Genomic DNA, 15,189 nt, shown 5'->3' on the forward strand with positions numbered 1-15,189 from the left:
ATGAGTTTTTTACATCCTGAATTCTTATACTATATGCTTCCGCCGCTTTTCATACTCTTTGGACTGCTGCTCACGCAGAAAGAGGCGCAGGCAAACTTTTTTTCTCAGGAAGTTATTGACAGGCTGCGTGTCAGTGCAAATACTTTGACGCTCAAGGCTAGAAACGCACTGTTTTTTCTCATTGGTGTTTTACTGGTTATCGCACTTGCAGGTCCGGTCATCAAAGAGGGCAAGATCGAGATCAAGGCAAAAAGTGCTGACATTATGATAGCGTTGGATATCTCTGATTCGATGCTTGCGACGGATGTCTATCCGAATCGTTTGAAGCTGGCAAAACAAAAAGCGCTGGAGTTTTTGCGACTGGCACCAAACGAACGCATAGGTGTCATAGCTTTTGCAAAGAACTCCTATCTTGTCTCTCCTCTTAGTTTTGACCATGATGCCGTAGCATTTTTGCTTAAAAATTTGGATACGACATCCATAACAGAGCAGGGAACAGATCTGATGTCCATGCTTGAGGTGGTTGACAGAAGTATTAAAGATGAGACGCGAAGATATATACTGCTGCTGAGTGACGGTGGTGATGATAAAGACTTCTCACGTGAGATAGCTTATGCGAAAAAGCATAACATAACTGTGTTTGTACTAGCAATAGGAACGAAAAAAGGAGCACCGATCAAGCTGCCTAACGGAGAGTTTATTAAACAAAACGGTTCTATTATTTTGACAAAATTAAATGAGAATATTGCTGACCTTGCAACAAAAACAGGCGGTGTTTATATAGAAGGTGTGAATGCCAACAGTGATGTCAAAGCGATGCTGCGTGAGATAGAGACAAAAGCGAAGAAAAAAGAGAGAAAATCTGAAGAGATTGAAAAATACATACCTCTTTTTTACTATCCTGTAGGGTTGGCACTTCTGTTGTTGCTGATTGCTACATCTTCAATGAGTAAGCGTAAAACGGTACAGGTGCCTTCCATGTTCCTTTTGGCTTTGGTGCTTTTCAATGCACCTAATGTCAAAGCGGGTATCTTGGATTTTAAAGAGTTAAACAGTGCCAAAAAAGCGTATGAGCAGCAAAACTATCAGCAGTCGGCGAAATATTTTGACGAATATGCGAAGAAAACCCATAAGGACGCTGCTTATTACAATGCAGGAAACGCTTTTTACAAGCAAAAACAATATAAAAAAGCACTGCAAAATTATGAAAAAGCGACGTTTAGTAATAAAATAGAGCGTGCCAAAAACTTTGCAAATATGGGGAATGCTCACGCAAGACTCGGCAGTGAAAAAGAGCTAAAAGCAGCGATACAATCTTATGAAGAGTCTTTGAAACTTCATGAAGACAAAGCGGTGCGTGAGAATCTCGAAGCTGTAAAAAAAGCGCTGCAGAAAAAACAACAAAAGAAACAGCAGCAAAATAGAGATCAAAAGAATAAAGATCAAAAAAATAAGCAGCAAAATAAAAAGAATGAGAAGAATAAAAATCAGCAAAACAAAAATGAGAACAACAAACAAAACAGTAAGGACAATAAACAAAATCAGCAAAACAAACAGAGTGAGCAAAATAAAAAGAATGAACACAAAGAGAAGCAAAATTCTCAGCAAAACAAGCAGCAGCAAAAAGAGAATGAGAAACAAAAAGAGAAACAAGAGAGAAAATCAAAACAGCAAAGTTCTGATGAAAAGCTGAATCAACAAAAGAATCAAGAAGAGCAGAAAAAACAGAACAAAGAAGAAAAAGAAAAAGCGAAGAAAGAAAAACAAAAACTTCAGGAGCTTAAAAGTCAAAAAGAAGATAAAAATAAAAAAGACAAAGAACAAGCTCACGCAGCACAAATGCAGCAAAAAATGATGAAAGATAAAATGAGCGATGCCGAAGAGAAAAAATGGCTCAAGGCATTGAATCAGCAGCAAAACTCCTATCTTTATATGCTCAACAAAGAAAAACCTATAAAGGATAATGAAAATGAAAAACCTTGGTAAAAAAATATTTATAACATTTATACTTTTTACTACAGCTGTTTATGCTTCTGTAACAGCACGTGTTGAACCGCCTGTTGTGCACAGCGGTGAAACAGCTACATATATACTGACTATCAGCGGTGAAAAAGTACATAAACCGGTACTCAATGATATCTGTGGCAATCAAATACTTGGAACAAGCTCACAGACAAGCATCGAGATGGTCAATATGGACTACAAGAAAAGCTATGTACTCTCATATGAGTTCGCTCCACAAAAAAGCTGTACTATTGAGCCTGTAAATGTTGAGGTCGATGGCAAAACAGAAAAATCCAACGCAGTCAAAGTAGTTGTAAAACCTGCTTCACAGGATAAAGATGCGCCCTTTGTTCTCTCTTTAAAACCCTCTAAAGAAGAGCTGTATGTAGGAGAGCCGTTTGTGCTCAATCTTGAACTCAAACAAAGTAAAAATGCTGCTGTTGTTGATTCGAAATTCATAGAACCGGATTTCAAAGGTTTCTGGATAAAGGCAAAATCACAGGCAACAAGACAAGAGACACCGGAGTATATCATCACCCGTGCATCTTATAAACTCGCTCCCCAACGAGAAGGCAATTTAACAATAAAGCCTGCACAACTTCGAATCGCTACACGCATAAATCGTCGTGATATGTGGGGATCATTTATGCCTCAGGTAAAGTGGAGAAATTATTACTCTAATGAAGTGAAAATTCATGCCAAACCTCTGCCAAACGGTGCCAAAATCGTCGGTGATTTTACTATTAGTGTCAAAGCGGACAAAACAGAGATAACATCTAATGAGGCTGTTAATGTTACGGTAACAGTAAAAGGAGAAGGCAATCTTGAAGATATAGGCACGTTCAAGCCTTACATTGACGGCGTGAATGTCTTTGATGAAAAGATTGAAATTCACGGAGATGCTTTGACGCAAAAACTGGCTTTTGTCTCAGATAAAGATTTTACAATACCACCTTTTAAACTCGCTTTTTATGATCTCAAAACAAAACAGGTACGACAGATAAAAACAGAACCGATCCATATAAAAGTAAAAGGCTCTGCTAATGCGAGCAGTTCATTAAATATTAAAAAAGAAGAGCCGAAAATTACGATAAAAAAAGCTAAAGAAACTTCAGTACCGGCAACTCAAAATAGTGTAAATTATATATGGCTGGCTGTCGTTTTTATCTCTGGCCTTGTCATTGGTATTGCTCTTATGTTTTTCAAACCTTTTAAAATAGCAAGAAAAGAAAAAAGCTTCAATATAAAAGATGAAAAACTATTGCTTCTAAAACTATTGCCATATAAAGATGAAGATGAAGAAGTGAAAAAAATAGTAGATATTTTAGAAGGTAATTTATATGGCGGGAAAAAAGAAAAGATAGATAAAAAGCTCTTAAAAGAGATAATTAAGAAGTACGATATAGCCTAATCTAGGATATCGTGCAACTTATTGGCGTCTGCCATCTCCTTATGTACTTTCTCCCACTCATCATTTTTGATGCACTCTTTCATAAAATCGAGCTCTTTTTCAAAAAGATCAATTGCTTCGAGCAGGTTCTCTTTGTTTTGTCTGAAAATATCTTCCCACATGTAAGGAGATGATTTAGCAAGGCGGCTCATAGAACGGAATCCACCGGCAGCAAGCGCTAAAATATTGTTCTTTTGCTCTTGTCGCATGACGGTATTTGCAAGTGAATAGGAGATTGCGTGAGGCATATGTGAGATAAATGCCGCATGTCTGTCATGCTCATTTGATTTCATGAAGTATTTTTTCATCTTCAGTGCTTTGAAGATTTTACGCGCGACTTCTCTTTGGTGCTCACCGCTCTCTTCAAGATCACATAGTACAACGACTTTATCTTCATAAAGGCCTTCCAATGCTGCGTGAGGACCAAAATTCTCTGTTCCAGTCATTGGATGTGCGGCTACGAAGTTCTTACGTATCTCTTTTGGTACGGCGGCAACTATTTTTGCTTTTGTACTGCCAAGATCTATGACGGTTGTGTTTTTGTTGATATCTTTGAGATCTTGAAGTGCGGCAATGACACCATTGACAGGAATGGCTAAAAAGATGACATCATAATTTTTGACTTCATCAAAGGAGACGATCTTTTCTACAAGATGTAAAGCAAGTGCATCTTTTTGATGCTGTTCATTATGGTCATGACCGACAATCTCATCGATAAAGTCAAGTTTCTTGAGACTCAGTGCCAAAGAACCACCCATAAGCCCTAATCCTATAATTGCTACATTCACGACATCCCTTTTATTATTTTTCAAAATTATACTGAATTTACTTAACATTAACCTCATAATGGGTAAAATCTTTTCTAATTTTACGTATGGATTATGAATGAAAATATTTTTATCGCTCTTTTTTGTCTTTTTAACAAGCAGCTTATATGCAGAAGTTGTGAAATCAATAGAATTTGACGGGATGATGCACTTGTCAAAACCGGTTGCTTTACGCATGCTCTCCTTTGAAAAAGGTGATGATATTGGTGTGGAAGATGTCGATAAAGCGATTAAAAAATATTTTGAGCAGGGATATTTCAATGATGTCTGGGCGGAATTTTCAGATGGAAAACTTACTTTCTATTTTAAAGAAAAAGCGATCATCTCTCAAGTTGAACTCAAAGGCTGGAAAGAGAATGATGACGATGTGAAAGACTCGGTCATTCAAATTAAAAAGGGTACGCTCTATGATGAAAAGAAAATCGAAGCTGCTAAAAAACGAATTATCGAAGCGATATCACAAGAGGGAAAAATAGACTCTGTTGTCGAAGTGAAAACGACATATCTTGAAAACGGCAGTATTAAAGTGACTTTTATTGTCAACGAGGGTGAAGAGATTACGATTGAAAAGATCGACTACAGCGGTGTTTATGGATTGGATCCGGATGATTTTGATGATGTCATAGCAAATAAAGAACATCAGTTTATGGGATGGTTCTGGGGAAGAAACAACGGAAAAATGTCGCTTCGTGATTTAGAGTATGATAATTTGAGAATTCGTGATATGTATATGCAACATGGTTATCTCGATGCAAAAGTAGATGAACCTTTTGTCCGTGTCAATTTTGACAGTTATCTCGCAGACATGAGCTATCAGATTACAGAAGGAGAACAATATACGATCTCTAAAGTAACGATTTATCAAGTTAAGCATGTGATAGACGATGCAAAGATAAGAGAACTCATCTCTTTGCAAAAAGGAGATATCTTTAATGTTAAGAAGTTCCGTGAGGACTCTGAAAAGATAAAAACACTCATAGCAGATAAAAGCTATGCTTTTGTGCAGGTTGTACCGGATCTAAAGAAAGACAAAGAAAAGAGAACTGTCGAAGTCGTTTTTCGCGTTATGCCTGGAGATAGAGTAAAAATAAGAAATGTACTTATTTCCGGAAATACAAGAACGCTTGACAGAATCATCCGTCGTGAACTCTATCTAGGTCCTGGAGATATGTACTCCTTAACCGACTTGAAAGATTCACGTAACTCACTTGGGCGTCTTGGATTTTTTGATAGCAATACGATTGAAGAGAAGCGTATTGACAACCATACGATGGATCTTGTTGTAAAAGTGAAAGAGGCACCGACCGGTAATGTTCAGCTTGGTGGCGGCTATGGTTCCTATGGCGGGTTGCTATTGAGCATAGGTGTAAATGATAGAAATATTTGGGGTTCAGGTATCAATGTCGGTGTCAAAGCTGAAAAGTCACAGACATCACAAAGCTACTCATTCAATATTTCAAACCCGAGACTTAACGACAGTGACTTCAGCGGAAACTTTTCTGTTTACCACTCTGTCTATGACTATAATGATTATACGACATTGACAGACGGTGTCTCTATTGGTACTGGACATAGATTTTCTCGACATATAAGTGGTTATCTTGGCTATGGATACTCTAAAAATGATTATGAATTCGGTTCAGATTTTAACGCGTCACAGTACGGAACGGGAACATATTACTTTGAAGCGTATGATAAAAGTTCAGTTACGGTAAGTATAAACTGGGACTCTACAGATGATTATTATCTGCCGCGTGAAGGGTTTACCCTTTCTCAAAGTTTTGAAAAATCAGGACTCGGCGGTGATGCGGATTTCTTAAAATCGAGAACGACATTCAACAAGTATTACGGACTGGATGATTACCTGGGATTTGATGCTATATTTCGCTATAAAGCGCGCTATTATGCCATTATAGACAATGGCTATATTCCATTGGCAGAAAAGTTTTATATGGGTGGTATAGGAAGTGTCAGAGGATATGAGTCTTACTCTATCTCACCAATGATTGCAGATTCTTCAGGAACAGATACCTATAAAGGAACGACTATTCGAAGGATAGGGGGAACACAGACATTTTCTAATAATGTTGAAATGAGTTTTCCTCTGATCCCAAAAGCGAAGATGCGTTTGGTTACCTATTTGGACTGGGGAATTATTTCAGATAATATCAGTGCAAATGTTTTAGATGGTACCAACAATCAATCCCGTGCCGGTTATGGAGCAGGACTGGAGTGGTTTTCTCCTGTAGGACCGATTCAATTGATGTTCTCCAAAGCAATCAACCCACAAGAGGGCGATAAGACTTCTAACTTTGAATTTACAATGGGCCAGAGGTTCTAGAGGTTTTTATCTTCTTCGAAGAGAACTTGAAAATGATTGTCCTTACATTCTATTTTCGAAACAGCTCTTTGTGCGATGTAGAGTTTCGTCTTTGATCGAATCGTGAACGCTCCCGATGCAAACTCCATACTAAAATCTATATTTCTTGGTCGATGACTTAGCAGTGCAATAGAGAGGGAGAGTATGTAGCTTAAAGAGTGCACTATATGTACATTTTCAGGAAGCAGTTTTGCATAGAGCTGTAGATGTGTATCTGATGGCAGACGATTTTTTGCATACTTTGTCAATGTTGAGATGAGCATAATATCATGATGTCTAAATCCATACTCCAAAGCACTTTGGATGATATAGTAAGTGTGTTTGTTCTGTGAGTAAAAATGAACACTACTGCCGGCAGGATAGAGCTTGGCAGCAATACTTAATGATTTTCTGTACTCTTTATCGATACCAAAATATTCTGCTGTCAGATCAAAAATCTTTTTGCTTAAAGATGCAAGATTGTTTGAAAATGCTTTATCCTGCACATACGAGTCTAAAATGTAGCGTACCGATGTATTGTAGTTTTGCGGAAACTTATGTTTGGAAGTGCGAAGCAGATCAGAAAGATAGACACCTTCACGTACACCGACACCACTTGTAATGATTTTGTCTATATCGATTTTTTTCATCACTCTTTGCAGTATCAGTGTACCGGGTTTGATGACATCAAAGCGATTGTTTTTGATAAAAAGAGCAGCTAAAGCCTTTTCATCTTTGGCTTTGAGAATACGTTTGAGGTAATCTTTGAAGATAGCTGTGCTGTACTCAAATGCATGCAATTTATTGAGAGGATAGAGCGTCTCTTTTAAAATAGCATTGGATATTGCCCGAAATGTTCCACCTATCCCTATAAGTGTACTTACAGAGCTGATATCAGAGAGTTTTTCTAACTCTTTATCAATGTAATTTGTTGCACCTTCTATATCGTCTTTATCGAAAAAAAGTTCTTTAAGTCGAACAGTTCCAAGTTTGAGAGAGACGGTATTTGAGACATTATCTTCATTGATAAAAGCAAACTCTGTAGAACCGCCGCCGATATCTATGCTCAATGCATTTTTTTGTTTTGGCAGGAGATTTGCACAGGCTATAGCACCGAAGTATGCCTCTTTCTCTCCTGAGATGATTTTAATATTGAGTTTAAGAGCGTGCTTGACACGCAGTAAAAAAGTTTGTTTGTTTGGTGCGTCACGCAAAGCAGAAGTCGCTACACAGAGAACTTTTCTTACTTTAAAAGAGTGTGCGATACTTAAAAAGTCATGCAGGGCATCATAGGTTCGCTGCATGGGGATTTCTTGAAGCTCTCCATTGTGCTTGTAGGCGTCTTGGGATATTCTTACTTTGGATTTTTCTTCGTGGAGGAGGTGGAAAGCATAACGGGAAGTCTTCTCATAGACAACCATTCTAACTGAGTTAGAACCAATGTCTATGATAGCAACTCTCTTAGCCAATTATAACTCTTCGTGCTCTTGGAGCTGTTTATACTTGAACTGCAGTTCTGCAATTGTTTCCACATTATCTTTATCCGGAACAATGCAGTCAACAGGACAGACTGAAATACATGCAGGTTCATCATAAACACCAACACATTCAGTACATCTGTCAGGGTCGATATAGTAAATCGGGTCACCTTCTTCGATCGCTAATGTCGGACACTCTTCACGACAAGCATCACATGCTATGCACTCTTCATTAATAATTAATGCCATATTCAAAAACCTTATATTTTCTACTTATTTATTTCGTGAGAGATTTATAGCAAAAGTAAGCTTTATTATTTTTGAAACGCTTTTAATTCCTTGGAATTATGCACGATAGTTTGGAGTTGAGCTGCAGTGAAGCAACCGTTCCCTCAATACCGTCTTCTCTATTTTTTATATTTATCTTAGCACCGAGCGCATCTGCAGCACTTTTTGCCAAGAAGAGACCCAGGCCAACACCACTTTTATTGCCTTGGCGTTTAAAAGGTGCAAATAGATCGACACTTTCATCGATACCACACCCCTCATCAATAACTTCTATTAAAAGTCCATATTCATCCTCTTTGCTGCGAAGAAGAACATGCTTCTCTTTTGGTGTGAATTTGAGTGCATTTTGTAGAAAATTCTGGATGATTTGATTTAAAAGAGAGACCTGCAGCGTTGCCATATAGCCGTCAGGTTTGAAATCCATTAAAAGATGTTTGCCTTCATTCTCTGCTAAGAGTTTAAAATCATCTGCTTTTTGTTTAAGAATTGAGATAACATCGACTTCTACGGGTTTATCAAGCTGCGCACCCTCTTGACGGCCTATGTTTAAAATATTTGAGACAATGATATTCATCTCATCTATTGTCTTGTTTGTCGTCTTGAGTGCGTCGATGTACTCCTCTGGAGAGCGTTTTTTAATGAGTGTTACCTGATTTTTGAGTTTGATTACGGCAAGTGGTGTTTTTAACTCATGCGCAGTACCGATGAAGAGCTCTTTTTGATACTTGACAAAGTTTTGAATTCTTGCGATGAGATGATTGATCGTTTCACCAAGTGGTTCAAACTCTTGTGGAAGTGCGTTAAGGTCAATTGGTTTCATCAGGTGTTCGTTCATGTTCGCAAGCTTCATATTGAGAGTTTTAATAGGGACAACAAGCATTTTAGAAAGCATTACCGCATAGAGAATGACCAGTAAAAAACTGGCGATATTGATGATGAAGATATAGTGCAGTATTTTATTTAACAAGCGCTTTGTCGGTGTGATATTCTTGGTGATTTTCAGATAACTTGCATCATCAAGTTTAAAGGGATAGATAAGGGTAAGATAGGTTTGATTTTTTTTAGTGATCTCGTAGACATCCATGTCCCCCATTGGAGATTTGAGATGAATAATTTCAATATTGATGGAGAGAAAGTTCTCTGAAATGGAATCATCTAACTGAAACACAGATTTATAGTTTGCTATATTTTTAGCATAATGGATAAGCTCTTCTTTTTTTTCATCATAGACTGATTTTTCGATGTAAAAGTATAAAACAGATGAGAAGATAAAGATTAAAATTGCAGAGGAAAAAATGAGTTGGATTAGAAAGCTTTTTCTAATACTCTTTTTGGAGAACATATAATCCCTTTTTTTGAGGGATTATATCATTGTTTGGATTAAACTTCTTTTGGAAAACAGAAACGGTATCCGCGACGGCGCACAGTTTCAATTGTTGTAATACTTAATGGTTTATCCATCTTTTGTCTGATTTGATTGATAGCAACTTCAATAACATTAGGCGTTACAAGTTCAGGCTCTTCCCAGATAGCATCTAAAAGCTGTTCTTTGGAAACGATTTGGTCACGGTGACGTGCCAAGTGAGTAAGTACTTCAAAAGGTTTTCCTTTGAGCTCTATTTCAGTTTCTTTGTAAGTGATTTTTTCTTCTTCAGGGTTGATAGTCAAGTCTTCGATTTCGATGATGTTACTACCACCAAAACGTAAACGCGCTTCTATACGTGCTACAAGAACGTCAAAATCAAAAGGTTTTCTGATGTAGTCATCAGCACCTGCACGAAGTGCTTCAATTTCACTTTCGTTATCATCTCTTGCTGAAAGAACAACAACAACAGTTTTTGGAGTATTCGCTTTGATATCACCGATGATATCTACTGAATTACCATCCGGAAGCATCCAGTCCATAAGAACTAAATCGTAGTTACGGATGTCAAGATAGTATTCACCGTCTTTAAGTGTTTCAACAACATCACTTTGGTAACCAAATTCTTTTAGTCCCTCTGCAAGCATCTTATTTAATGTTACTTCATCTTCTATGATTAGAATACGCATTCATCATTTCCTATTTCTAATATTTTGGCGGAATTGTATCATAATTTTAGGTTAATTTAAAGTTTTTTTCAATTTTTTTTAAAAAAAAATGAAGTTTGGATTAAGAATCAAAAGAGGTAAGCTCTTCAACAGATACCCTGCAGTCAGGGAGTATGGAAGATTTTGTGATTTTTAAATTGAGGGTGTTGATTTTTGAAAAATTTTCTTTAAGTATTTGTGATAAATTAAGCAAAGCATCTTCTATTAAAAGATATTTTTCTTGTTTCATTGTTTTTTTGATGAGCTCTGCAACATCGGCGTAATTGATAAATTCATTTTTGTCATATGTATACTCGATCTCGAGATTTATGATGACATCCTGCTCTTGCTTACGCTCAAAATCCAAAATGCCGATGATGCATTGAAAATTCAGATCTTCTATGAAAATTTTCATCTAAATTACTCTTTTTTCCTCACCTTTGATAACACGGATGATATTTGGAATATGTTTATAAAAAAGAATGAAAACAATAAAAACAACAGGTGCGTGAGGCATTTCTGGATGAATGAAAAAGCTCGATATCAACAGTGCCAAAACACCGGTAAGTGAAGAGACAGATGAGATGCGAACAGTTTTTGCCATAACGGCCCAGACTACAAGGGCTATAGTCGTCTCAATCGGGATCATGAACATCATAACACCCATACCTGTTGCAATTCCTTTGCCGCCTTCAAGACCAAGATATGGAGAAAAACAGTGTCCAAGAACTGCTAAAACAGCAATCGCCCACAGTACAGAATTATCAAGCCCCATAAAATAAGCAGCTGCTAAAACGACAACACCTTTGAGTGCATCGAGGACAAGCGTTGCGGTTCCAAGTTTTTTAGCCAGTTTCGGATCGCGTTCTTTGACCACGCGAAGTACATTGGTTGCTCCAATACTGCCGCTTCCACTTGCTTTGACATCCACACCGGCAAATTTTTTAGCAAGCAGTAGACCAAAAGGAATCCCGCCGATAAGATAAGCTGCTATATAAAACTGTACATTGATATTGAATAAAAAATCCATTAAAAACCTTAATTATAATTTGTTCTGACATTCTACAATCTATATGCTAAATAATTTTTGATATAATTGCAGAATAACAAAATACAGGATATTTTTTTGCAATACACAAATGAAGAATTGAAAATAAAAATTGACGAATTGAAGAAGAAATTGAGTGTAACGGTAGTTGCGCATTTTTATCAGCGTGATGAGGTTTTTGAAATCGGTGACATTACGGGTGACTCTCTTGAGCTTGCTATGAAGACAAAAGCGGATGATTCTGAATTTGTACTTTTTTGCGGTGTCGGCTTTATGGGACAGAGTGTCAAGGTGCTCTCTCCTGAAAAACGTGTAGTTATGCCAAAAATCGCCTGCTGTGCAATGGCGAGAATGATAGACTCAATCTACTATGATGACTCAGTGAAATTTTTAAACGATAACGGCATCGCGAGTGAGAATATACTGCCTATTACCTACATAAACTCAAATGCCGATGTCAAGGCAAAGGTCGGTGAAATGGGCGGTATGGTCTGTACAAGTTCCAATGCCAAAAAGATCATCACAAAAGCTCTCGGCGAAGGAAAAAAGATACTTTTTGTACCGGACAGATGTTTGGGACAGAATATCGCCAACCAGATGGGATTGAAATCTATGGTTATCGGTCAAGGCGGTGATCCAAAAGAGGCAGATATCATCTGTTATGATGGTTTTTGTTCCGTTCACCAGCTTTTTACGCTTGAAGATATTGAGTTCTATCGTAAAAAATATCCGGGTATCAAGATAGCAACCCACCCTGAGTGTGATCCTGCCATCTGTGATGCAAGTGATTTTGTCGGTTCTACTTCTCAGCTTATTAACTACATAAAAGAACTTCCCCAAGATCAAAAAGTGGCTGTCGGTACGGAGTTCAACCTTGTAAACCGTCTGCGTCCGAAAAATACCTATGTACTCTCTTCGACTAAACCGGAGTGTCCTACGATGAATGAAACAACACTGCAGGATGTCTATGATACACTTAAGGCTATCGATGAGGGTGAACCTATCAATGAGATAGAAGTTGATCCAAAGACACAAAAATGGGCGAAAGTTGCACTAGAGAGAATGTTGGACCTATGATAGAGGCATTTGTAAAAGAGGCTTTGGCTGAGGATGTCGGTCGCGGAGATCTTTACGCTTTGGTTGAACCTGCCGTTCCGGCAAGTGCCAAGATAGTTGCCAAAAGCAATGGTGTTGTGGCAGGTCAAAAATATGTTGATGTGCTTTGCAAGCTTGAAGGCATTGAAGTGCAATGGCTGAAAAATGACAGAGAACTCTTTAAAAACGGTGAGGTCATTGCCGAATTTCAAGCTGATTCTCACGCAATACTTCGTTGTGAACGCACAATTTTAGATATGCTGCTGCACGCAAGTTCAATTGCTACGCTCACGCAACAATATGTCGATATCATCAAACCATACGGTGTCAAACTCTTAGATACACGTAAAACAAGACCGCTGTTGCGAGTCTTTGAAAAGTATGCCACGCGTTGCGGCGGTGCAGTCAACCATAGAATGGGACTCGATGACAGTCTGATGATAAAAGACACCCATCTAAAAACAATCGATAATCTCGCTCAATACATTGCCAAAGCGCGTGAGGTTATTCCTTTTACGGCAAAGATCGAAATAGAAGCCGAGACCTTCTGGATAGCACAAGAAGCGATGAAAGCCAAGTGTGACATCGTGATGTGTGACAATATGACACCGGCTCAGGTTGAAGAGGTCATTGCTTTTAGAGATGAAAATTTTCCACATATCTTATTGGAAGCCAGTGGTAATATTTCACTCGATACCATTGAGTCTTATGCAAAGACAGGTGTTGATGCTATCAGCTCCGGTTCACTTATCCATCAGGCGAACTGGATCGATCTGTCCATGAAAATGGATTAAAGGTCATTGTAACAGATGGCTGACGACGCTGAAAAAACAGAAGAACCCACCCCCAAGAAGATAGAAGATGCCCGAAAAGAAGGCAATGTTCCAAAATCGCAGGATGCATCGGGAACAATCACTCTTTTTGTAGCAATTTTGGCATTTTTAATGCTCTTTCCTTTTATGGCAAAACATATGATTTTGCTGTTTCATTACTACTTTTCTCTTATTGGTTCTGAACTCGACAGGGCTTCAATGATGGATATAGCCATTGTCACAATTAGGGAATTTTTGCTGATGGTGCTGCCGATTGCTGCTGCTGTTGCGGTTGCCGGTATTATTGCCGCTTTTGCACAATTTGGTTTTTTGTTTACCAGCAAGGCAATTATGCCGGATATTAAAAAGATCGATCCTATCAAAGGGATGAAAAATCTCTTTTCTCTGAAAAAACTTATTGAAGGTATCAAAATTACCTTTAAATCATTTACGACTCTGGGTGTTGGTTTTATCTTCTTTTTCTACTTTATCATAGAATTGCCGACGGTTGCTCTTTTTGGTCTGCATGATCAGATGATGTGGTTGAAAGACAAGATGCTTATCATCGCTTTTGTTATGCTGTTGATTATCTTTCTTTTTGCCGTCATCGATGTCATTATTGTTAGAAAACAGTATTTTGACGGTCTTAAGATGTCCAAACAAGAGATAAAGGATGAAATGAAGAACATGGAAGGAGATCCGCTTGTGAAGTCAAAGATTCGTCAGATACAGATGGAAGCCTCACGCAAGCGGATGATGGCAGAAGTACCCAATGCCGATGTTGTCATTACCAATCCTACCCATTATGCCGTTGCTGTGAAGTATGATGCCGAAACATCACATGCGCCGATAGTTATAGCAAAAGGGATGGATCATGTTGCTCAAAAGATAAAAGAGATAGCACGTGAGAATCATGTCCATATCGTTCAAAATCCACCGCTTACACGTTCACTCTACAATGAAGTCGATGTTGACAAGCCAATCCCCGAAGCTCTTTTTGCAGCGGTAGCCGAAGTGCTTGCCTATGTTTACAAAATGAATAAGAAATAATATATGATTTCACTAGATTTTTTCAAAAGTTGAGCAATTTGATACCGGATAAGAAACAGATAGAAGCGTCAAAACATATTCTTATAAAAAGTGATAAAGAGAGCCTCGCTCAGGCAAGTGTTCTCTACTCTTACTGTTTGTCACTGCATAAAAAAGTATCTCTTTATGCACCTGAGATAGAGAGAAGATTCTCTTTTTTGCCATGGATAGATAAAAGACGCTCAAATAGAGCTGATTCTGCAGATCTGGAGATAGATTCCAGCATTGAAATTATGGATTTGTATGACTTTATGCAGATGAGTGATGTCAAGATCAATGCCAAGATGGCAACAGCGCTCTATGCAGGCTTATTACAGCGATATGAAAATTTTCTAAGTGATGCAATGGATGGTACAATTTTTGCTGTGCTTGCACAATTGATAACATTGGGTGCTGATCATCAAAAATGTGTAGAGAATATAGTCTACAGTGAGCCTTTAAGCAAAATTCGTCTAAAGGCAATACTGTATAAAAATCTTCTTTTAAAAGAAAATGCAAAAGTGGCGCATGTAAGTTTTTGTGATGAAGATCTGCATGCAAGTGGCGCTTCTTTGGAAGATGTTTGTGAAGCTGCGAGAGAATTTTTGCATATAGTGCATATAAGAGAAGTGCATATTGTTAAAAGTGATGAAAATAATAAAATAATAAAAATAGTTAAGGATGTTTGAT

The 15,189-nt window shown here is 37.9% G+C and carries 14 protein-coding genes; 7 read left to right on the forward strand and 7 right to left on the reverse strand.

The annotated features are described in order from the left end of the window. Positions 1-1,986 (forward strand): VWA domain-containing protein, encoded by a 1,986-nt coding sequence (locus FM071_RS02770; RefSeq protein ID WP_193111508.1) that lies wholly within the window; start codon positions 1-3, stop codon positions 1,984-1,986. After that, on the forward strand, positions 1,964-3,415 hold the full coding sequence (locus FM071_RS02775; protein WP_226960566.1) for a BatD family protein: 1,452 nt from the start codon (positions 1,964-1,966) through the stop codon (positions 3,413-3,415). The genes FM071_RS02770 and FM071_RS02775 overlap by 23 nt, the downstream gene beginning before the upstream one ends. Here FM071_RS02775 and FM071_RS02780 read toward each other — a convergent pair. Further along, positions 3,412-4,242 (reverse strand): prephenate dehydrogenase, encoded by an 831-nt coding sequence (locus tag FM071_RS02780; protein ID WP_193111509.1) that lies wholly within the window; start codon positions 4,240-4,242, stop codon positions 3,412-3,414. The two genes, FM071_RS02775 and FM071_RS02780, sit on opposite strands and share 4 nt — an antisense overlap. A gap of 97 nt (positions 4,243-4,339) precedes the next feature. Here FM071_RS02780 and bamA point away from each other — a divergent pair, with 97 nt between their 5' ends. Continuing rightward, positions 4,340-6,622: an outer membrane protein assembly factor BamA gene (bamA, locus tag FM071_RS02785; protein ID WP_193111510.1), complete on the forward strand. Its 2,283-nt coding sequence runs from the start codon at positions 4,340-4,342 to the stop codon at positions 6,620-6,622. Here the strand turns inward: bamA and FM071_RS02790 are convergent. The 6 genes from FM071_RS02790 to plsY form a co-directional block, all read right to left on the reverse strand. Further along, complete coding sequence (locus FM071_RS02790) at positions 6,619-8,109, reverse strand: Ppx/GppA phosphatase family protein (RefSeq protein WP_193111511.1); 1,491 nt, start codon at positions 8,107-8,109, stop codon at positions 6,619-6,621. The two genes, bamA and FM071_RS02790, sit on opposite strands and share 4 nt — an antisense overlap. After that, positions 8,110-8,367: a YfhL family 4Fe-4S dicluster ferredoxin gene (locus FM071_RS02795; RefSeq protein WP_193111512.1), complete on the reverse strand. Its 258-nt coding sequence runs from the start codon at positions 8,365-8,367 to the stop codon at positions 8,110-8,112. 82 nt (positions 8,368-8,449) lie between these two features. Continuing rightward, positions 8,450-9,748: a sensor histidine kinase gene (locus tag FM071_RS02800; RefSeq protein ID WP_193111513.1), complete on the reverse strand. Its 1,299-nt coding sequence runs from the start codon at positions 9,746-9,748 to the stop codon at positions 8,450-8,452. A 38-nt stretch (positions 9,749-9,786) separates the two neighbouring features. Next, positions 9,787-10,458 (reverse strand): homeostatic response regulator transcription factor HsrA, encoded by a 672-nt coding sequence (gene hsrA, locus FM071_RS02805; protein ID WP_152184744.1) that lies wholly within the window; start codon positions 10,456-10,458, stop codon positions 9,787-9,789. A gap of 100 nt (positions 10,459-10,558) precedes the next feature. Further along, positions 10,559-10,891 carry a dihydroneopterin aldolase gene (locus FM071_RS02810; RefSeq protein ID WP_193111514.1) on the reverse strand — a complete coding sequence of 111 codons (333 nt, stop codon included), beginning with the start codon at positions 10,889-10,891 and terminating at the stop codon, positions 10,559-10,561. Then, entirely contained in the window at positions 10,892-11,506 is a 615-nt protein-coding gene (gene plsY, locus FM071_RS02815; RefSeq protein WP_193111515.1) for a glycerol-3-phosphate 1-O-acyltransferase PlsY, read from the reverse strand. 96 nt (positions 11,507-11,602) lie between these two features. Between plsY and nadA the strand changes: the two genes are divergently transcribed. From nadA to FM071_RS02835, 4 genes are read left to right on the forward strand one after another with little or no spacing between them, the layout of a single operon-like run. Next, on the forward strand, positions 11,603-12,601 hold the full coding sequence (nadA, locus tag FM071_RS02820; protein ID WP_193111516.1) for a quinolinate synthase NadA: 999 nt from the start codon (positions 11,603-11,605) through the stop codon (positions 12,599-12,601). Beyond that, positions 12,598-13,413: a carboxylating nicotinate-nucleotide diphosphorylase gene (nadC, locus tag FM071_RS02825; RefSeq protein ID WP_193112010.1), complete on the forward strand. Its 816-nt coding sequence runs from the start codon at positions 12,598-12,600 to the stop codon at positions 13,411-13,413. The genes nadA and nadC overlap by 4 nt, the downstream gene beginning before the upstream one ends. Positions 13,414-13,428: 15 nt before the next feature. Continuing rightward, on the forward strand, positions 13,429-14,481 hold the full coding sequence (gene flhB / locus FM071_RS02830) for a flagellar biosynthesis protein FlhB (RefSeq protein WP_193111517.1): 1,053 nt from the start codon (positions 13,429-13,431) through the stop codon (positions 14,479-14,481). 29 nt (positions 14,482-14,510) lie between these two features. Then, on the forward strand, positions 14,511-15,188 hold the full coding sequence (locus FM071_RS02835; protein ID WP_193111518.1) for a DHH family phosphoesterase: 678 nt from the start codon (positions 14,511-14,513) through the stop codon (positions 15,186-15,188). Position 15,189 lies beyond the last annotated feature (1 nt).

The organism is Sulfurimonas paralvinellae (genome assembly GCF_014905135.1).
Classification (GTDB): domain Bacteria; phylum Campylobacterota; class Campylobacteria; order Campylobacterales; family Sulfurimonadaceae; genus Sulfurimonas; species Sulfurimonas paralvinellae.